Genomic DNA, 18,690 nt, shown 5'->3' on the forward strand with positions numbered 1-18,690 from the left:
AATCGAAAAACCGGAAAACCAGATCATTTCGCGCAAAATGCTCGTGAGAGGTTTTGCACCCGCCCGGACTGGTCATCCGGTCCGGGCGGGGGAACAACGTCATCATTGTTTGTCCATTGGAGGAAAACATGTCGTTCCGACCGCTTCATGATCGCATTCTCGTCCGCCGGGTCGAATCGGAAGAAAAGACCAAGGGTGGCATCATCATTCCCGACACAGCCAAGGAAAAGCCGCAGGAAGGCGAGGTCATCGCCGTCGGCCCTGGCGCCCGCAACGACGCCGGACAGGTCCAGGCACTCGACGTCAAGGTTGGCGACCGCATCCTGTTCGGCAAGTGGTCCGGCACCGAGATCAAGATCAACGGCGAAGACCTGCTGATCATGAAGGAAAGCGACGTCATGGGCATCATCGAGGCCCGGGCCGAGCAGAAGAAGGCCGCCTGAGAACACCATCCATCAGTCAAGCAAGCTGCCTAATCGAGGAGTGAAAAATGGCTGCGAAAGAAGTCAAGTTCAACACCGATGCCCGTGAACGCATGTTGCGTGGGGTCGACATCCTGGCCAATGCCGTGAAGGTGACGCTCGGTCCGAAGGGCCGCAACGTCGTGATCGACAAGTCCTTCGGGGCACCCCGCATCACCAAGGACGGCGTATCGGTCGCCAAGGAAATCGAACTGGACGACAAGTTCGAAAACATGGGTGCGCAGATGCTGCGGGAAGTGGCATCGAAGACCAACGACCTGGCTGGTGACGGCACGACGACTGCGACCGTGCTTGCCCAGGCGATCGTCAGGGAGGGCGCAAAGGCCGTCGCTTCCGGCATGAACCCGATGGACCTGAAGCGCGGCATCGACCTTGCCGTCGATGCGGTCGTCAAGGAACTGAAGGCCAACGCCCGCAAGATCTCGAACAATTCCGAAATCGCCCAGGTGGGTACCATCTCGGCCAATGGCGATGCCGAAATCGGCCGGTATCTCGCCGAAGCCATGGAAAAGGTCGGCAACGAGGGCGTCATCACGGTTGAAGAAGCCAAGACCGCCGAAACCGAACTTGAAGTCGTCGAAGGCATGCAGTTCGATCGCGGTTATCTCAGCCCCTACTTCGTCACCAACCAGGACAAGATGCGGGTGGAACTCGAGGATCCCTATATCCTGATCCACGAGAAGAAGCTCTCCAACCTGCAATCCATGCTGCCGGTGCTGGAAGCCGTGGTTCAGTCCGGCAAGCCGCTGCTGATCATCGCGGAAGACGTCGAAGGCGAAGCGCTTGCCACCCTCGTCGTCAACAAGCTGCGTGGCGGCCTCAAGATCGCTGCCGTCAAGGCTCCGGGCTTCGGCGATCGCCGCAAGGCCATGCTCGAAGACATCGCCATCCTGACGGGCGGCACCGTCATCTCCGAAGACCTCGGCATCAAGCTCGAAAACGTCACCCTGAACATGCTGGGACGGGCCAAGAAGGTGGCGATCGAGAAGGAGAATACCACCATCATCGACGGCGCAGGTTCCAAGGCAGAGATCGACGGTCGCACGACCCAGATCCGCGCCCAGATCGAAGAAACCACTTCCGACTACGACCGTGAAAAGCTGCAGGAACGTCTGGCAAAGCTTGCCGGCGGCGTAGCGGTGATCCGCGTCGGCGGCTCGACGGAAGTGGAGGTGAAGGAAAAGAAGGACCGCGTCGACGATGCGTTGCATGCGACGCGGGCCGCTGTCGAAGAGGGCATCCTGCCTGGCGGCGGTGTTGCGCTGCTGCGCGCCGTCAAGGCACTCGACAACCTTGGCACCGCCAACCAGGACCAGCGGGTCGGCGTCGAGATCGTCCGCCGCGCGATCGAGGCTCCCGTTCGCCAGATCGCCCAGAATGCCGGCGCCGAAGGTTCCGTGATCGTCGGCAAGCTACGCGAGAAGAGCGAGTTCTCCTACGGCTGGAACGCCCAGACCGGCGAGTATGGCGACCTTTACGCCCAGGGCGTCATCGATCCGGCCAAGGTCGTCCGTGCAGCGCTCCAGGACGCCGCCTCCGTAGCTGGCCTCCTCGTGACCACGGAAGCCATGATTGCCGAAAAGCCGAAAAAGGAAGCTGCTCCTGCCATGCCCGCAGGGGCCGGCATGGACTTCTGAGTGATGATCCGGCCCGCCCTGTCCCAGGGCGGGCCAACCCGCTCAACGAACAATCGACCACCGGGCGAAATCGCCATCTCCAGCAATGGGGTTACACGATGAGAAAGGAAAATACCGAGAATACCGCACCAGAGCAGGCCGCAGCGGCAATCAGCGCCGCCCATCTGCTGCACCCGGCGTCGCATTTCGACCACCCGCGGGACGTGCTGGCGGCCGAACACATCGGCAGGGACGAGAAGCGGGCGATCCTCGCATCATGGGCTTCCGACATATCCGCCATCGAATCCATGCCGGCCTTGCGCCGTTATCCGGGCATGGAAACCGTCGTCACCTATGACGAAATCCTCGAGGCCCTGAAAGCGCTCGACGGCGGCGGCGAGCCTCTTCCAGCGAAAAGACCGCGAGTTTTGGCGGAACCCGGCAGGAGCGACCGCAGAAAGCCACGGAACCGACGGCTTCGCGACCGTTTTGGCCTGTGCGGCTACTGGAACGGACGTCGCCGTCAGTTGTTTGAAACCTGAACATTCCAACCCGCCGCGTGCCGTCCTGACGGGCGCGGACATGATTTTTGCCGACGACTCTTTGCTCTCACGAGGAGGTTTTGCCGATGAAGATCGCTCAGATCGCACCGCTCGCCGAAAGCGTTCCGCCGAAGCTTTACGGAGGGACCGAACGCATCGTTTCTTATCTCACCGAAGAACTTGTGGCCCAGGGCCACGACGTCACTCTCTTTGCCAGCGCCGATTCCGTCACGGACGCGAAGCTGGTGGCGTGTTCGCAGGTCGCGCTGCGGCTCAACCCGGCCGTCAGAGACCACCTGCCGCATCAAATGGTCATGCTGGAGGAAATCCGCCGCCGGGCGTCCGAGTTTGATGTTCTCCATTTTCATATCGACCTGCTGCATTTCCCGCTGATCCGTGATTTTGCCGACCGCACGGTGACCACCCTGCATGGTCGCCTCGACCTGCTGGACCTGCATCCATTTTATCGGACCTTTCCCGATATCCCGCTGGTCTCGATCTCCAACGATCAGCGCCGCCCGATGCCGCCGGTCAACTGGTCCGGAACCGTCTATCACGGCCTGCCCGCCGACCTCCTTCCCTTTACCGCTACACCGAAAGGCAACTACCTCGCCTTCCTCGGACGTATTTCGCCGGAGAAGCGGCCGGATCGCGCAATCGAGATCGCGACAAAGGTCGGCATGCCGCTGAAGATCGCGGCCAAGATCGACAATGCCGACAAGGCCTATTGGGAGACGGTGATCGAGCCAATGGTCAAGAGCCATCCGAATGTCGAATTCATCGGCGAGATAGACGAGCCCCAAAAAGCGGCTTTCCTCGGCAATGCCGGCGCCCTGCTCTTCCCGATCGATTGGCCGGAACCCTTTGGGCTGGTGATGATCGAGGCCATGTCGTGCGGCACGCCGGTTATCGCCTTCCGCTGCGGCTCCGCTCCGGAGGTGATCGACGACGGCGTTTCCGGCATTCTGGTCGACAGCGTGACTGAGGCTGCCGAAAATGTCGAATGGGCATTGCGGATGGATCGGAGAAAAGTGCGCGCCACATTCGAGAAACGCTTCACGGCCAAACGAATGGCACGGGACTATCTCGAACTCTATCGCAATCTGCCGGGCGTCCGCACCAAGGCCGCACCTATCCGCCGGTCAACCGGCCAGGCGCTCGACCTGCAGGTGGTCGCCTGAAATCTTGAGGAGAAGCCATGTCGATCGCCTCTGCGGACAACCCGACCGGGGTGCTGGCCGGCCCAGGCGCACCGGTCGCGCAATTCTTCATCCCCGCTGCCGCATCGCTGCAGGAGCGGCGGCCACGTACCCTGAAGCACGGCGATACCTTCGCCGTCTTCGATCACAACGGCGATGCGCTCTCCGGCCCGGGCAGCCCGGAAGGCCTCTTCCACCGCGACACGCGCTATCTTTCTCACCTGTACCTGTCGATCAATGGCCGGCGCCCGATGCTGTTGTCGTCGACATTGCGCGACGACAACGCAACACTCACCTGCGACCTGACCAACCCCGACCTCTTCGACGGCAAGGGCAGGCTCATCCTCGAGCATGACCTCATCCATCTGCGCCGGTCGCGCTTCTTGTGGAAGGCAAACTGCTACGAGCGGCTGACCGTCAAAAATTATGACGAGCGACCGCAGCACATTTGCATGGAGATCGCATTCGCGACAGACTTTGCCGACCTTTTCGAAGTCCGCGGTACCGTGAGGGCAAGAAAAGGGCGGCATCTTCCGGCGGTCATCGAGCAGGGCTCGATCCTGCTTTCCTATATCGGTCTGGACAGCAAGAAACGGCTGACACGGCTTTCCTTTGATCCGCAGCCGGACAAGCTCGGCAGCGACCTTGTCGTCTATGAACTCGATCTGGCACCGCACGAAAGCCGGTCGCTGTTCATCGAGATCGGCTGCGACCAGGCGGCGCAAACCGACAGGGCCGGCTACCGCTCGTTCTTTTTTGCCTTGCGGGATGCCCGACGGGCCCTGCGCGCCGCGTCTTCGCGCGCGGCGTCGATCGTAACGTCGAACGAGATCTTCAACGAGGCGGCCCGCCGCAGCATTTCCGATCTCTACATGCTGATGACCGACAAACCGGAAGGTCCCTATCCCTATGCCGGCATCCCGTGGTTCAGCACCGTGTTCGGCCGCGACGCCCTCATCACCGCGCTGCAAACGCTCTGGCTCGACCCGGAGATCGCCCGCGGCGTGCTTGGCCATCTGGCGGCCAACCAGGCAACGGAGCTGGACCCGGCCTCGGATGCGGAGCCGGGCAAGATCCTGCACGAGGTGCGTTACGGCGAAATGGCCGAACTCGGAGAGGTTCCCTTCCGGCGCTATTACGGCAGCATCGATTCGACGCCGCTGTTCCTGATGCTGGCCGGCGACTACCTGAAGCGGACGGGTGACCTTTCAACGATCTTCCGGCTTCTGCCGCATATCGAAGCGGCGCTGACATGGATCGACGAGCACGGCGATCGCGACGGCGACGGTTTCGTCGAGTACGGGCGCCAGACGGAAGAAGGCCTGATCAACCAGGCATGGAAAGACAGCCAGGATTCCGTCTTCCATGCCGACGGAACGCTGGCCAGAGGTCCCATCGCCATTGCCGAGGTGCAGGCCTATGTCTATGGCGCGTGGCTGAGTGCTGCCGAGATCTTCCGTCGGCTCGATCGGCCGGAACAGGTCACCCACCTTCTGGCCAGGGCGGAAGGCCTGCGCCGCGCGTTCGATGCGGCCTTTTTCGACGAGGAGCTCAGCACTTACGTGCTGGCTCTGGATGGGGACAAACGGCCGTGCCGGGTTCGATCGTCGAATGCCGGCCACGCGCTTTTCACCGGCATTGCCTATCCAGAAAGGGCGGGACGGGTCGCACGTACGCTCATGAGTGCATCGTCCTTCTGCGGCTGGGGCATTCGCACCATCGCGTCGAGGGAGGCGCGCTACAACCCGATGAGCTACCACAATGGCTCGGTCTGGCCGCATGACAATGCCCTGATCGCCAGCGGTCTGGCGCGATATGGTTTTCGCACGCAAGCGGCGCGGATATTCGACGGACTGTTTGGAGCCTCGACCTATATCGACATGCGGCGGCTTCCCGAACTTTTCTGCGGATTGCCCCGACAGCGCGCGCAGGGGCCGACATTCTATCCGGTCGCCTGTTCCCCACAGGCCTGGGCCGCGGCTGCTCCGCTTTCGCTGCTGCAATCATGCCTCGGTCTCGATTTCGATCCGAATGCGTTGCAGATCAGCTTCAACGAGCCCCAGCTTCCGGCATTCCTCGACGAGGTCACCTTGCGGCATCTTATGATCGGCACCGGATCGGCCGACATTGCCATCCGCCGCTCCGGCCGCCAGGTCGTGGTCGATGTCGTCGACCGCAAAGGCGATGTTCGGGTTCTGACGATCGCGTGAGCGGGCACCAGGCCCGATCGGAACCACTGCCGGGTTTATTCGGCTTGCTCTTCCTCGTCGGCGGCGAGCAGATCGACAAGGACGGCAACCCTGCCAATCGGCAGATGGCGCCCTTCGCCCATCAGGGCTTCGTCGTTGCTGATCCAGGCCCAGGCTTCGGCCAGTTCGGCCTGGGTCGCGCCGGTTGCGATCACCTCGGTCACAAGTGTCCGATCGACGGGGCCGAGTACGGCGATGACGTCCTCTGAAGTCATTGTCATGATCTCTTCCTTTCCATGCTTCCACCCGCTTATATGGAGGCGAGAAGGCAAAATTCCATTTTTTTGCTTGAGGAATTCGAGAGTCTTGAAACGTCAACCCGCTGAATTATATCAGTAATGTCGATCGTCTGAGGGGATCGACACAAAGCCCGGAGGCGCTGGCAGCGTCTCAGCGTCTCCTGTTCCATGTTGCTTCCAAGGAGGATATGGCTATGAGAACAAACCTCGATTTCTCTCCCCTGTTCCGGTCGAGCGTCGGCTTCGACCGAATGTTCAACCTGCTGGAAAAGGCAGGCAGCTTCGACGTGATCGACAGCTGGCCGCCCTATGATATTCTCAAGACCACCGAAGACGATTACCGCATCACCATGGCGGTTGCCGGCTTCGCACAGGACGAACTGACCCTTACGCAGGAGCAGAACATGCTGCTTGTTTCCGGTCAGAAGGCCAAGGAGGATGAAGGTCAGTACCTGCATCGCGGCATCGGCGGGCGGAGCTTCCAGCGCCGCTTCCAGCTTGCCGACCACGTAAAGGTCGTCGGCGCCAGCCTTACAAACGGTCTGCTGACCGTCGATCTCAAGCGCGAAATCCCGGAAGCGATGAAGCCGCGCAGGATCGAGATCGCGGCCGATTCCGCTCTTCCGCGGCTCGAAACGGGCTATGTCGAGGCGGAGAAAACCGCCGCGTAAGGCTTTCCAACACCGAACGGGCCCAGGTGCCGGATACTGCCCCGCACCTGGGCATTGTTGTATCTGGAGCCTATCTTTGCGATTCTATAGCATAGCGGTGACACCTGCTCTGACCCGGATTCACGGATTGAACAGCAGGTTCGGCATGTAGAGCACGATCCCGGGCATGAAGATCAGAATGAGCGTCACCAGCGATACCGCGATCAGGAAGGGCATGGATTCGCGCGCGTAATCTTCGATCGGGCATCGGAGGATCTGGCAGACGACGAACATCGCCCCACCCACCGGCGGGGTATAATTGCCGATCGTCGCCGCGATGATAAAGACCAGTCCGAAATGCACAGGGTCGATGCCGTATTGCTGGATCAGCGGCATGAAGATCGGCGTCAGCATAACGATCAGCACCGAGCCTTCCATGAACGTGCCGGCCACCAGGATGAACAGCACGATGATCACCATGACGATGGTCGGATCATCGGTGATGCCGAGCATCCATGTGGAGATCACCTCCGGAATGCGCTCGAAGATGATGCCGTAACCGAACACGGCCGAAAGCGCGAGCAGGAACATCACCGCGCCCACGTCGATCAGGCTGGCCTCGACCGCCTGCTTGAAGCTCGTCCAGGTCAGCATCCGATAGGCGAAGACTCCGACCAGGAACGCATAGACGACGGCAAAAGCGCCGATTTCCGAGGGTGTGAAGACGCCGAAGCGCAGGCCAAAGATCAGGATGATCGGGAAGAGGATCGCCCAGCTGCCGGCGATCGAGGCCTTGACGACCTCGGACGGCGTCGGTGCGCGGTCCAGTTCCGGCTTGTAGCCGTGCTTGCGGGCGGTGATCGAGATGGTTACGGCAAGTGCCGCCCAGAGCATGAAACCCGGAATGATGCCTGCAGCAAACAACCGGCCGATCGAGACCTGCCCGACGGTGCCGTAGAGAATGAAGCCGATGCCGGGCGGAATGATCGGCGCCATCAGCGAACCGTAGGACAGCACGCCGGCCGCATAACCTTTCGAAAAACCGCGCTTCAGCATCTCGAAGCCGAGCAGGCGGGTATTCATCGCCGCATCGGCGATCGACGAGCCGGTCACGCCGCTCATCAGCGTCGAAAGCGCGATCGACACCTGCGCCAGGCCGCCCTGCAGTCGCCCGGTCAGCACCGAGGCGAGCTTCAGGAGGTTATGGGCGATGCCCGAGGAGTTCAGGAAGTTTCCCGCGAGGATGAAGAGCGGCACGGCGAGCAGCGCGAAATTCTGCGTCTCCGTCACCGTCAGCTGAACCGTCATGGTGCGCGGCAGGTCCGGGTTCTGCAGGAAGAAGACCACGCCGGAAATGCCGACCGCAAAGGCGATCGGCATCCCGATGACGAGGAGGACGGTGAATACGATCGCCACAAGCAGCATGGCGCGCCCTCACACCACGTCGACGGCGGCATTGGCGACGTGTTCACCGCGCAGGTCCGCCCGGATGTGAAGGAGCGTGGTGGCAAGCAGAAGTGTCGCGCCCACGGGAAGGCTTGACGTCACCCAGGAATAGCTGACCCATGGAATGCCCTGGAAGGAGCGGATGCTGCTGATCCAGGTAAGGGTGAACCCGTAATACATGATGAACAGCAGGAAGGCGACGATCAGCACATAGTTGACCAGGCGCAGCGTCTTCTGCAGCTTTTCCGGCATCCGCAGGGTAAACACGTCGAGCGCCATCATGCTGTTCTTGCGCCAGGCGATGTCGGCGGCCAGAAAGCAGGACCAGGCGAACAGGCAGGTCGCCACGTCGATCGTCCAGTTCTGCGGATAGCTGAAGAAGCGGGCAAGCCCGCCCACAAAGATCAGCAAGGTCATGAGGATCAGAAACGTACCCGCGACGATTGCCTCGATCTTTCCGATGAAATCGTAAAAGCGTATCATCATCTCGTCCTTTCGCGGGCCGTTCCGATCCTCCAACCGCGGCTCCTATTTCTTGCCGAGCTCCGCCCGGACGGCGTTCCTGGCCTCCAGAATGCCGAGCTTCGAATAGGCGGCCTCGCCGGCCTTTCTGAACGCAGCAAGATCGATGTCGCTCACGACCTGCATGCCGCGCTTCTGGAGATCGGCCTTGATCGTGTCCGCCGAGGCCGAGATCTTCTGCGAGGTCTCGCGGCCGGCCGCCCGGCATTCCTCGACAAGCGCCGTCTGGAATTCCGGCGGCAACCTGGCGAACCAATCGGCGCTGACCACCTGGAAGTTGATCAGCATGATGTGCTTGGTCTCGTTGGCGTATTTCAGCACCTCGTAGAAGCGCCCGCCCGGAATGTTGGCATAAACGAGCTCGACCCCGTCGATCGCCTTCTGTTGCAGGGCGGGGTACATTTCGCCAAAGGCCATGGCGGTCGGCGCTGCACCCAGCGCCCGGATCGATTCCTGCCAGATCGGTGCAGGCGGGGTGCGGATCCGCAGGCTAGCGAGGTCCTGTGGTGTCCTGATCGGCTTGTTGGTGAAGAAATGGCGGAAACCCTGCACCCAGTCGAAGCAGACGACCTTCAGACCATGGCTGGACGCGAGCTCGTCCTGCCATTTCTTCAGTGATGGGGTTTCCGAAAGTTTCCAGACATCCTCCAGCGTGTCGACGAAATAAGGGCCGTTCATCACCGCGATGCTGGGGACGTAATTGCCGAGACGGGCGGAATCGGTGTTCTGGCCGACATTGGCGCCCTGGCGGATCTGTTCGATAATGTCTTCCTCGACGCCGAGCTGGGCGCTGTGGAACACCTCCAGCTTCAACCCGCCTTTGGTCCGCTCGTCCACCTTCCTTGCCCAGTCCTGGAAACCCGCATGAAACGGTTCGCTCGGCGCCAGAACGTGGTTGAAGCGCAGGGTGAATTTTTGCTGGGCGCTTGCCGGCGCCGTCGTCAGCGCGGCCAAACCGGCAGCCGCCAGAAGCGGCAGCAGTCTCTTTGCAGAAATGCGCATGCTCTCCTCCTCTTCGTGTCTTCTGGACATCTTTGCCTTGCCGGCTCCTTCGCCGGCAGTCGTCACGGCAACAGCGCGGGGGTCTCCAACCCGAAGCGTTCGCCAAGCTTTACGAACGCCTCCCGCGTTGCCGGATCCAGTGGAACGCCACGCTGTTCACGCTCGTCGGCGACCATCCATTCGCGGTCGCCCGGCGCCATCACCCGCATGCCCTCGCGCGGCGGCGAAGAGCGCAACACCTCGACATAACGCTGCATGCCGGCGGTGAAGACCTCTTCGGGCACGAAAGCGCCGGGCTTCATGGCCAATACGAAAGCGCCAAGAGCGCGGGGCGTGGAAAAATCCGGGCCGTTCATCGGCAAGAGGTCGAAGCTCAGCCGCATGCCCGACAGAACCGCACTCAGGATTTCCACCAGGCCCGCCAGCCCCGCACCCTTGAACCCGAACTCGCCGCCGACCGGCGCCAGCATCTCGGCCAGCGACGGATCACGGATGTCGCGGCCCTCGACATCCGAGGCGACGCCCGCCGGAAGCTCGCGGCCGAGGCTGCGGTAGAGCTTCACGCGGTTATAGGGAATGGCGCTCGTCGCCATGTCGAGCAGCCAGGGCCTTTGACCGGCGACAGGCACGGCAAACGCGATCGGATTGGTGCCGTGGAACCGCATCGCTCCGTCGTGCAGACGTACGAAACTGTCCGAATTGCAGAAAGCAGCGCCGATATACCCTCTCTGCGCCGCATCGAGCGCATAGGCGCCGGCCGGGCCAAAATGCGAGCTGTTGCGGATCGAGACGACGCCTATGCCGCATGTGTCGGCAAGCTCGATCGCCTTGTCCATGGCGCGATAGGCGGCAAGCGCCCCGTGGCCGTGATCGGCATCGAGCAAAGCTACCGCCGGCGCGGACTGAGTCACAGTGATGTTCGGGCGCTTGTTCACCCGGCCGCCGGTCATTGCGGTGATATAATGGTCGAGCAGGCGCACTCCGTGGCTATCCACGCCGAGCTGCGAGCCATGCATCATCGCCCGGGTCGCGGCATCCGCGGTCGCCTCTTCCGCCCCGGCGGCGACAAAAGCCGCGCGGCAGAACCGCTCGACATCGCCGATTCCCGCATGGACCATATCCTCGGTGGCTGAAGTCTGACTCAAAGCGTCTGTCCTCCGTCGATTACGAGTATCTGCCCGGTCATGAATGCTGCTTCGTCGCTGGAGAGAAAAACGGCCGCCGCCGCCATCTCCTCCACCGTGCCCAGCCGGCCCATCGGCTGGCGGGACATGAAGCTGCGCCGCATCGCTTCCGGATCGGCCGCCTCGTCGATCCGACCCTGCAAGCCGGGCGAAAGCGTCGTGCCCGGGCAAAGCGCGTTGACGCGCACGCCGGTCGCGATCACGTCGCGCGCCACGGCCTTGGTGAGGCCGATCAGCGCCGCCTTGCTTGCGCCATAGGCAACCCGGTTCGGGACCCCGGTAATGCTCGAAGCAACCGAGGCGACATTGACGATTGCGCCGCTGCCGCGCTCGATCATGCCGGGCAGGACAGCCTTCATGGTACGGAAAGCGGATGTCGCATTCTGATCGATGCTTTTTTGCCAATCCTCTTCTTCGCAATCGAGGATCGAGCCGTTGTGAACCCAGCCGGCACAATTGACGAGAATGTCGATCGGGCCTGCCTTGGCAAGCACCGCCTTCACCTCCGCAGCATCCGTGACGTCGAGCCCGACGATCTCGATGGCGGGCGAACGATCGGCAAGATCGGCCATCTTGGACGGCGTGCGGCTCGTCGCCACGACTGTCGCTCCTTCTTTGGCAAAGGCGAGCGCGATGGCCCGGCCGATGCCTTGGCCGGCACCAGTCACCAGAGCGCGCTTCTTTGCCAAACGACCCGCCATCCACCTTCCTCTTCCACAGGCGCGTATCGAACGTCTAGTGTGTACACTAGACGTCATTTAATTTTTGGCAAGACGGTTTTTGGATCACGAAATGGCGAGCTTCGGTTCGGGCAGTGAAGCCGGCGAATTGAAGGGATGCAGTCGACCTGCTAGTTTCCTTGCCTTAAGGCCGCGCTGGAGGCGGCCCAGGCGTCAAAAGCGGGGGCCGGAAGCAGGGAGGCAAGATGGTGGACGGGCGCGTGGCCAATGCGGAGGAGCGTCGGCCGAAGGTCGCAGGCGGTGCTGCGCCTCGTCTCTACCAGCAGGTCTACGAGATCATAGCAGGGCAGGTAGCGCAGGGTGTGCTTCCGCCGGGCAGGCGCGTCACCGAAAGCGCGATCGCCCAGCAGTTCGGGATCAGCCGGGCGCCGGCGAGGCAGGCTCTGGCGGAGTTGGAGCGCGAAGGGTTTATCGAAAAATCGGCCGGCCGCGGCTACCAGGTAAGCGCCTCGGAGCCGGGAAAAGCAGCGCGACCGGCGGAGCTTTCCCATATGGCCGATGAGCCGCGCCTCACCCAGTTGTCAAGCTGGGAAAGAATCTACGGCGAGGTGGAAAGCGAGATTGCCGCACGATGTTTCTTCGCCGGCTGGCGCGTCAACGAAGCAGAACTTGCCCGCTTTTACGATGTCAGCCGCACGGTGGCCCGCGACGTCGTCGGTCGGCTACAGCAACGCGGCATCGTCCGCAAGGATGAGCGGGCACGCTGGGTCGCGCCGGCCATGACGCCGGATCACGTCGGTGAACTCTACGAACTGCGCTGGCTGCTGGAGCCCGTGGCGCTTGAAAAGGCGGCGCCCAGGGCTTCGCCCGAAGTCCTTGCCGTCATGCGCGACCATCTGCAATCGGCCATGGACAATGCGGCCGAGCTTACGGGCCCGGATCTCGACCGGCTGGAGGAGGAATTGCATGTCATCCTGCTCGGCCACTGCGACAACCGCACGCTGATGCAGGCGATCGGCCTGCCGCAGGCGCTGCTCGTCGCGCATCGCTTCCTCTATCAGTGGATGCCGCGGTTGTTCGGCTCGGAGCCTTTCCTGCCGGAACATATGGAAATCGTCGAGCGGCTTGAGGCCGGAAGGGTGGGAGACGCGGCGGCCTCGCTGCGACAGCACCTGCAGGTTTCGCGTCAGCGGGCGATCGACCGCATCACGCGGGTAACCCGCGAAGTGCATCCGCACGACCTGCCCTATCTGGACAAACTCGACTGAACCTCCGCCCGGCGCGGCAGCACCGGCGGCCGGGCTACCTCACCGGTATCGCTACCTTCGTAGGGAACATGGTGTCGCTTCACGCGCCGTCTTCGACCAGAAGTCGAATGACGCTCTGGCTCATGTGGAAACTCATGACTTCGTGTGCCTGCACCGGGTCGCCGGCCTTGATCGCTTCAAGGATGCGTTGGTGCTCTTCGACGACACGCGGCGCCACCTGGTCGGGCGGCCGTTCTTGCAGCTTGCGGGTGAACTCCATCATCAGCTTGATCTGGTTGTGCATCGTCCCGAGCGCAAAGGGAAAATACGGGTTGCGGGTGGCTTGCGCCACGGCCATGTGAAAGGCAAAGTCTGCTTCAAAGACGCCCTCGCCGGGCGGCAGGGTCAGCATCCGACGGTGCGCGTCCTCGATACCGCGGATCCCTTCGGGATCACAAAGCCGCGCCGCGTCCTCCGCTGCGGCGCATTCCACCACCTGGCGAAACCGCATGCAGCGCTTCATGTCGAACACCGTCTGGATCGACAGCCCCTGAATATCGGCGGCCGACGGCACGACATCCGCCCGAGGCTGCACGAAATTGGCTGAGCCTCGCCGGGAAATGATCCGGCCGGCGTCACGCATCTTCACCAGCGCCTTTCGCAGGACTGGACGCGATACGCCGAATTGCCGGGCAAGCTCCGCCTCCGGAGGCAGGCGTCCGCCCCCCTGCCAGGCCGGCGCCTCCAGCATTGCTTCCAGCCGGGCGAACACATGCGACGACAGGTCCTTAACGGCGCGCGTTTGCTGAATTATCTCATCCATCGCCACATCCTATCTCCGGCATCCGCCCTTTCCAAGTGGGTCGGACGTTACTAATATTTACTTATATTGACAAATGAGTTCGCTTGCGCGACTTATTTGAAGATCGCCGCCAAGGTGGCCTGAAACCCGCATGACCTGAGAAGTGCCCGACATGACAGAGGACCGGATGCTCATCGAGCCGAATTCGTCGACCCACGCCGCCAACAGCCATCTCGCCCGGCATACGCCGCGTATCGTTTCCGTGCGGGCGATCCCGGTTGCGGGACGCGACAGCATGTTGCTCAACCTCAGCGGCGCGCACGCTCCCTTCTTCACCCGCAACCTGGCGATCATCGAAGACGATTCGGGTCATGTGGGTATCGGCGAGGTTCCAGGCGGCGAGACGATCCGCCGGACGATCGAGGAAGCAGGCCCTCTCCTGATCGGCCAGACGATCGGCGGCTATAACGGCCTGCTCGACCAGGTGCGCAAGACGTTCGGCGACCGTGACAGCGGCGGCCGCGGACTGCAGACCTTCGATCTGCGCACCACCATTCATGTGGTCACGGCGCTGGAATCGGCGCTGCTCGATCTTCTCGGCCAGCATCTCGGCGTGCCGGTGGCAGCCCTTCTCGGCGACGGCCAGCAGCGCGACCGGGTCGAAATGCTCGGTTACCTCTTCTACGTCGGTGATCGCCAAAAGACCGACCTCCTCTATCGTGATGGCAAAGGCGAGACCGACCCATGGTTGCGGCTGCGCGACGAGGAGGCGCTGACGCCGGAAGCGATCGTCAGGCTCGCCGAGGCAACGCAGGAGCGCTACGGTTTTCGCGACTTCAAGCTGAAAGGCGGCGTCTTGCGAGGCGACGAGGAAATCGAGGCGGTGACGGCCATCGCTCGCCGCTTCCCCGAGGCCCGCGTCACCCTCGACCCCAATGGCGCATGGTCTCTGGAGGAGGCGGTTCGCCTCTGCAAGGGACGCGGCGACGTGCTCGCCTATGCGGAAGACCCCTGCGGTGCCGAGCAGGGTTATTCCGGCCGCGAGATCATGGCCGAATTTCGCCGCGCCACCGGGTTGCCGACCGCCACCAACATGGTGGCCACCGATTGGCGGCAGCTCTCGCACGCGATCCAGTTGCAATCGGTCGACATCCCGCTCGCCGACCCGCATTTCTGGACCATGCAGGGCTCCGTGCGCGTCGCACAGGTCTGCCAGACCTTCGGCATGACCTGGGGCTCGCATTCCAACAACCATTTCGACGTGTCGCTGGCGATGTTCACCCATGTGGGCGCGGCAGCGCCCGGGCGCGTGACCGCACTCGACACCCATTGGATCTGGCAGGACGGACAGCGGCTGACCCGCGAGCCGCTGAAGATCGAGGACGGACATATCGCAGTGCCGGATCGGCCGGGGCTCGGCGTCGAGCTGGATATGGAGCGCGTCGAGGAAGCCCACCAACTCTACCTGAAGCACGGGCTCGGCGCGCGCGACGACGCGACCGCGATGCAATATCTCATCAAGGACTGGCGCTTCGACAACAAGCGGCCGTGCCTGGTGCGCTGACGAAAGAACCACAGGGCCGCCATGCGCCGCGGCGGCCATCACCAGGACGCGGCGTCAAGGATCATTGAGGAGGATGAACCATGAAAGCGCGAACACTGCTTGCTATTTCGCTTAGCCTCGGCATCGCTCTTGCCGCCGGGGTTGCCAGGGCGTTCCCCGACGGCCCGATCACCATTATCGTGCCCTTCCCGCCAGGTGGCGCGACCGATACGACTGCGCGGTTCATGGAGCCGCACATGTCCAAGGTATTGGGAGCAAACATCGTCGTCGAAAACAAACCGGGCGCCACCGGCGCGATCGGCGCCGGTCTGGTCGCCGATGCGGAAGCCAACGGCCAGACGCTGCTGGTCGCCTCGCTCGGCACCTTCGCCACCAATCCCTATCTCCAAAAGAAGCTCTCCTACGATCCGGTGAAGGACTTCGATCTCCTGACGGTCGCGGTGAGCACGCCCAACGTGCTGGTCGCCACGCCGAAATTCAAGCCGGGCAGCGTTCAGGAACTCGTGGCGGCGATGAAGGAAAAGTCGGAAAGTGTTACCTTCGCAAGTTCCGGCACCGGCTCTTCCGATCACCTGACTGCCGCTCTCTTCTGGCAGGCGACCGGCACCAAGGGCGTGCACGTGCCCTATAAGGGAGGCTCTGCGGCACAGGCCGATCTCGTCGGCGGCCATGTGGACGTGTCCTTCCAGAACCTCGGTGCGATCATCAATTTCGTGCAGGGCGGGCAGATGAAGGCGCTCGCACAGACGGGCGAGAAACGCCATCCGCTGCTGCCGAACGTGCCGACGCTCACCGAACTCGGATACAGCAATATCGTCGTCAACGCCTGGCAAGGCGTTGCAGCGCCAAAGGGTCTGCCGGCCGACGTCAAGGCAAAACTCAATCAGGCGATCCAGGCCTCGCTCAAAGACCCCGAAGTCGTTGCCAAGTTCAACAAGCTGGGCTTCGACGTCGTCGCCAATTCGAACGAGGAATTCGGCACCTATCTCAACAAGGAGATGGCGCGCTGGAAGGACGTCATCGAAAAGGGCAATATCAGCGCGGAGTAATCCGTGGATTCACGGGCCGCCTCAGTCCCTTGAGCGGCTTCCTCGCAACATCGGGGAAGTCGCCTCAAGGTCCGTAAGAGACTTTTCCGGCATCCGGTCCCCCATCGGCGACCTCGATGTGAAAGAGATCTTTGATCGACGCGACCACATCCTCGATCCGTTCGACGGGGCTGCGGCTCTCCGGCTCGACCGGTACGACTTCCAGCACGCTTGACAACTTGAACGATCGGACACCGTCAGTCACGGTTGTGTACAATCTCCCGTTTTCAATCCTGATGTCTTCAGCAAAAAAATCGTCACTGTCCTCGACTGCCACCAGAAACATTCACAACTCCACGCGATCTTCGGATAGCCCATAAGATCGAGCGGAACACATCATTTCAAATCGAGAAAACGAGGTAGGCCCGGTTGCTCCTTTCGGTGGTGCCGGGTGGACATGTCCACAACAAGCTCCTGTACTCCCGCATCTGGACGCTGAAATAGATCGTCTGGCGGATATGCGAATCACCAGCACTGAACAATGATGGCGATGCGGGAAGACCCCCACCATCAGCAATGGTCCCGCCTCGCGACTGGAGTCCGGAATCCAGTCGCTTGCGCTCAATCGTGCAAGGCCAAGGGACCCATGTTAGCGGTTCCGGCAGTCGAAGCTTGCCGCGCTGTCGACGTTTCCATCCCCCTTGTATTGCGCGTAGGACGGGTAGGGGCATAACGGACGGGTCCGGCCGGGAAAAGCCTTGCCTGAAGCTTCGACACTTCGTGGAGCCTCATCCTTTTCGACCCAGTCGACCAGCTCGGTCAACATGTCGAACTGGTCGAGGCCGGCGGGACCGCCACGGCAATGGGCCATGCCCGGAACGAGATAGAGCCTGGCCCAGTCCTCCACCGGCTTGCCGGTCTTGGTCGCCGTGCTCATCCGGTTGAAGAAATCGACCGTATCGTTGGAGGAGAACCACGGATCACTCACTCCATGGAAGAAAATGATCTTGCTTCCCCGGGCAGCGAAGGAACTGAGGTCCGTCCATTGATCGGCGTTGATCAGCCGCTGCTGCGGATCGCCGATATCGGCTTTCTCGACGGCATCGTCCACATCGAACCTTATGGCGTTGTTCTTGAACTGCCGGTTGCGCTTGTCATCGAACCGCATGAGCCCTGGAATGGGATCTGCCGTGCTCATGACGCCCGTATCGTAGGGAAACGCCACATAGGCGGGCCGACCTGATGCATCGAGTGTCGGCGAAAACGTCTCACTCACCACGTCCACCTGCTGTTTCGTCAGGCAGCCGTCGGCTTTACCGGCAGGGCAAAGGAGGCTCGCCGGATCGAATTTGCAAGCGGCCGGATTTGCGATCATTCCGTCTTCAAGGCCATCAAGGCCATCGCAGGACTTCAGTATCCCCTTGAGAACCAGGTCGCGATCGGCATCCGAGAAGGCCTTCGCTCGGTCCGGCGCGCCGTCGGGGCCGGCCGGAGATATCCTGTTCATCGCAACGTTCTTGGCGGCGAGCGACATGTTCGAACGGCTTGTACGCATGGCCGGAGCCCCGGCGATAATGCCGTCGAACAACATGGGAAAGCGTTGCGCAGAGGCCATCGCCTCGCGCCCGCCGGTCGAACATCCTGCGAAATAAGAGCGATCGGCGACCTTGCCGTAGTAGGCGGCGACCAATGCCTTGCCGAGCCCCGTAACCTTCTCGACCGACCAGCCGGCGAAATTCAGCGTGGCGATCTGATCCGCCCGGAAGGAGGCGTCCCAGGCTTCTCCCTTGTGGCCGCTATCATGCGAGATGACGGCGAACCCACGGGAAAGGCCATTCTGCGCTCCGGCGGCCACGTCTCCCAGGGCTGGCCGCACGACGCCATTCAGGCCTCCGCCGCCTTGGACCAGAAACCTTCCTGTCCAGTTGTCCGGCAAAGCAATGGAAAAACCGATGGCATAGGGCTTGCCGTCCGCGCCGGTGCGGTGTTCGAACGACCCGCTGACGAGACAATGCGCCGGTCCCTTGTCCTTGATGTGATCGGCGCTCGCGACCTTCATGTCGAACCCGGCCAGTTGAAGGGTCTTCGCCGCCGAGCATTTGGCTTCGGGCGAAGAATCCGCGGCGACGGCCGGGGTCAAGCCGGGCACGAGGGCAACAAGCGCTGTGGCAACAACCAGCCTGATCATATCCGATCGTCCTCCTCCATGACGCAGCCTCCTCAAGCCGCGCCGCAATC

General features: G+C 62.1%; 18 protein-coding genes. 9 read left to right on the top strand and 9 right to left on the bottom strand.

All coding sequences use genetic code 11. The features are described from left to right. Nucleotides 1–128: 128 nt before the first annotated feature. The 5 genes from groES (at nucleotide 129) to ACSQ3G_RS31160 (ending at nucleotide 6,049) form a co-directional block, all read left to right on the top strand. A complete protein-coding gene (groES, locus tag ACSQ3G_RS31140) occupies nucleotides 129–443 on the top strand; it encodes a co-chaperone GroES (protein WP_105421705.1) in 315 nt (104 codons plus the stop codon). 47 nt (nucleotides 444–490) lie between these two features. Continuing rightward, nucleotides 491–2,119: a chaperonin GroEL gene (groL, locus tag ACSQ3G_RS31145; protein WP_105435308.1), complete on the top strand. Its 1,629-nt coding sequence runs from the start codon at nucleotides 491–493 to the stop codon at nucleotides 2,117–2,119. Nucleotides 2,120–2,217: 98 nt separating this feature from the next. Next, a complete protein-coding gene (locus ACSQ3G_RS31150) occupies nucleotides 2,218–2,640 on the top strand; it encodes a hypothetical protein (RefSeq protein ID WP_436113088.1) in 423 nt (140 codons plus the stop codon). Between the two features lie 86 nt (nucleotides 2,641–2,726). After that, entirely contained in the window at nucleotides 2,727–3,821 is a 1,095-nt protein-coding gene (locus ACSQ3G_RS31155; RefSeq protein WP_436113089.1) for a glycosyltransferase family 4 protein, read from the top strand. Between the two features lie 17 nt (nucleotides 3,822–3,838). Further along, entirely contained in the window at nucleotides 3,839–6,049 is a 2,211-nt protein-coding gene (locus ACSQ3G_RS31160) for an amylo-alpha-1,6-glucosidase (RefSeq protein ID WP_436113090.1), read from the top strand. 35 nt (nucleotides 6,050–6,084) lie between these two features. Here the strand turns inward: ACSQ3G_RS31160 and ACSQ3G_RS31165 are convergent, their stop codons facing one another. Continuing rightward, entirely contained in the window at nucleotides 6,085–6,309 is a 225-nt protein-coding gene (locus tag ACSQ3G_RS31165) for a hypothetical protein (protein ID WP_105401823.1), read from the bottom strand. 212 nt (nucleotides 6,310–6,521) lie between these two features. On the opposite strand from ACSQ3G_RS31165, the gene ACSQ3G_RS31170 reads away from it, so the two are divergent. Beyond that, nucleotides 6,522–6,998 (top strand): Hsp20 family protein, encoded by a 477-nt coding sequence (locus ACSQ3G_RS31170; RefSeq protein ID WP_105401822.1) that lies wholly within the window; start codon nucleotides 6,522–6,524, stop codon nucleotides 6,996–6,998. A 120-nt stretch (nucleotides 6,999–7,118) separates the two neighbouring features. Here ACSQ3G_RS31170 and ACSQ3G_RS31175 read toward each other — a convergent pair whose 3' ends face one another. The 5 genes from ACSQ3G_RS31175 to ACSQ3G_RS31195 all read right to left on the bottom strand — a co-directional run bounded on the left by ACSQ3G_RS31175 (nucleotide 7,119) and on the right by ACSQ3G_RS31195 (nucleotide 11,832). Beyond that, a complete protein-coding gene (locus ACSQ3G_RS31175; RefSeq protein ID WP_105401821.1) occupies nucleotides 7,119–8,402 on the bottom strand; it encodes a TRAP transporter large permease in 1,284 nt (427 codons plus the stop codon). Nucleotides 8,403–8,411: 9 nt separating this feature from the next. Then, nucleotides 8,412–8,909 (bottom strand): TRAP transporter small permease, encoded by a 498-nt coding sequence (locus tag ACSQ3G_RS31180; protein WP_436113091.1) that lies wholly within the window; start codon nucleotides 8,907–8,909, stop codon nucleotides 8,412–8,414. Between the two features lie 42 nt (nucleotides 8,910–8,951). Next, on the bottom strand, nucleotides 8,952–9,947 hold the full coding sequence (locus ACSQ3G_RS31185) for a C4-dicarboxylate TRAP transporter substrate-binding protein (protein WP_436113092.1): 996 nt from the start codon (nucleotides 9,945–9,947) through the stop codon (nucleotides 8,952–8,954). A gap of 62 nt (nucleotides 9,948–10,009) precedes the next feature. Beyond that, the gene (locus ACSQ3G_RS31190) at nucleotides 10,010–11,065 is read right to left on the bottom strand and encodes an Ldh family oxidoreductase (RefSeq protein WP_105401820.1); all 1,056 of its coding nucleotides are present in this window, start codon (nucleotides 11,063–11,065) and stop codon (nucleotides 10,010–10,012) included. Nucleotides 11,066–11,088: 23 nt separating this feature from the next. Beyond that, nucleotides 11,089–11,832, bottom strand: a complete 744-nt coding sequence (locus ACSQ3G_RS31195) for an SDR family oxidoreductase (protein ID WP_436113093.1) — start codon at nucleotides 11,830–11,832, stop codon at nucleotides 11,089–11,091. A gap of 224 nt (nucleotides 11,833–12,056) precedes the next feature. Between ACSQ3G_RS31195 and ACSQ3G_RS31200 the strand changes: the two genes are divergently transcribed. After that, the gene (locus tag ACSQ3G_RS31200; protein WP_436113094.1) at nucleotides 12,057–13,079 is read left to right on the top strand and encodes a GntR family transcriptional regulator; all 1,023 of its coding nucleotides are present in this window, start codon (nucleotides 12,057–12,059) and stop codon (nucleotides 13,077–13,079) included. Nucleotides 13,080–13,158: 79 nt separating this feature from the next. On the opposite strand, the gene ACSQ3G_RS31205 is transcribed toward ACSQ3G_RS31200, so the two are convergent. Next, nucleotides 13,159–13,881 (bottom strand): FadR/GntR family transcriptional regulator, encoded by a 723-nt coding sequence (locus ACSQ3G_RS31205; protein ID WP_436113246.1) that lies wholly within the window; start codon nucleotides 13,879–13,881, stop codon nucleotides 13,159–13,161. Nucleotides 13,882–14,032: 151 nt separating this feature from the next. Between ACSQ3G_RS31205 and gudD the strand changes: the two genes are divergently transcribed. Then, the gene (gene gudD, locus ACSQ3G_RS31210) at nucleotides 14,033–15,424 is read left to right on the top strand and encodes a glucarate dehydratase (protein ID WP_436113095.1); all 1,392 of its coding nucleotides are present in this window, start codon (nucleotides 14,033–14,035) and stop codon (nucleotides 15,422–15,424) included. Between the two features lie 80 nt (nucleotides 15,425–15,504). After that, on the top strand, nucleotides 15,505–16,473 hold the full coding sequence (locus ACSQ3G_RS31215; RefSeq protein WP_436113096.1) for a Bug family tripartite tricarboxylate transporter substrate binding protein: 969 nt from the start codon (nucleotides 15,505–15,507) through the stop codon (nucleotides 16,471–16,473). A 64-nt stretch (nucleotides 16,474–16,537) separates the two neighbouring features. Here the strand turns inward: ACSQ3G_RS31215 and ACSQ3G_RS31220 are convergent, their stop codons facing one another. Together ACSQ3G_RS31220 and ACSQ3G_RS31225 are read right to left on the bottom strand one after the other, a co-directional pair. Further along, on the bottom strand, nucleotides 16,538–16,798 hold the full coding sequence (locus tag ACSQ3G_RS31220) for a hypothetical protein (RefSeq protein WP_436113097.1): 261 nt from the start codon (nucleotides 16,796–16,798) through the stop codon (nucleotides 16,538–16,540). 303 nt (nucleotides 16,799–17,101) lie between these two features. Beyond that, nucleotides 17,102–18,640 carry a tannase/feruloyl esterase family alpha/beta hydrolase gene (locus ACSQ3G_RS31225; protein WP_436113098.1) on the bottom strand — a complete coding sequence of 513 codons (1,539 nt, stop codon included), beginning with the start codon at nucleotides 18,638–18,640 and terminating at the stop codon, nucleotides 17,102–17,104. Nucleotides 18,641–18,690: the final 50 nt, after the last annotated feature.

The sequence above is a fragment of the Neorhizobium tomejilense genome, assembly GCF_964254135.1.
GTDB lineage: Bacteria > Pseudomonadota > Alphaproteobacteria > Rhizobiales > Rhizobiaceae > Neorhizobium > Neorhizobium tomejilense.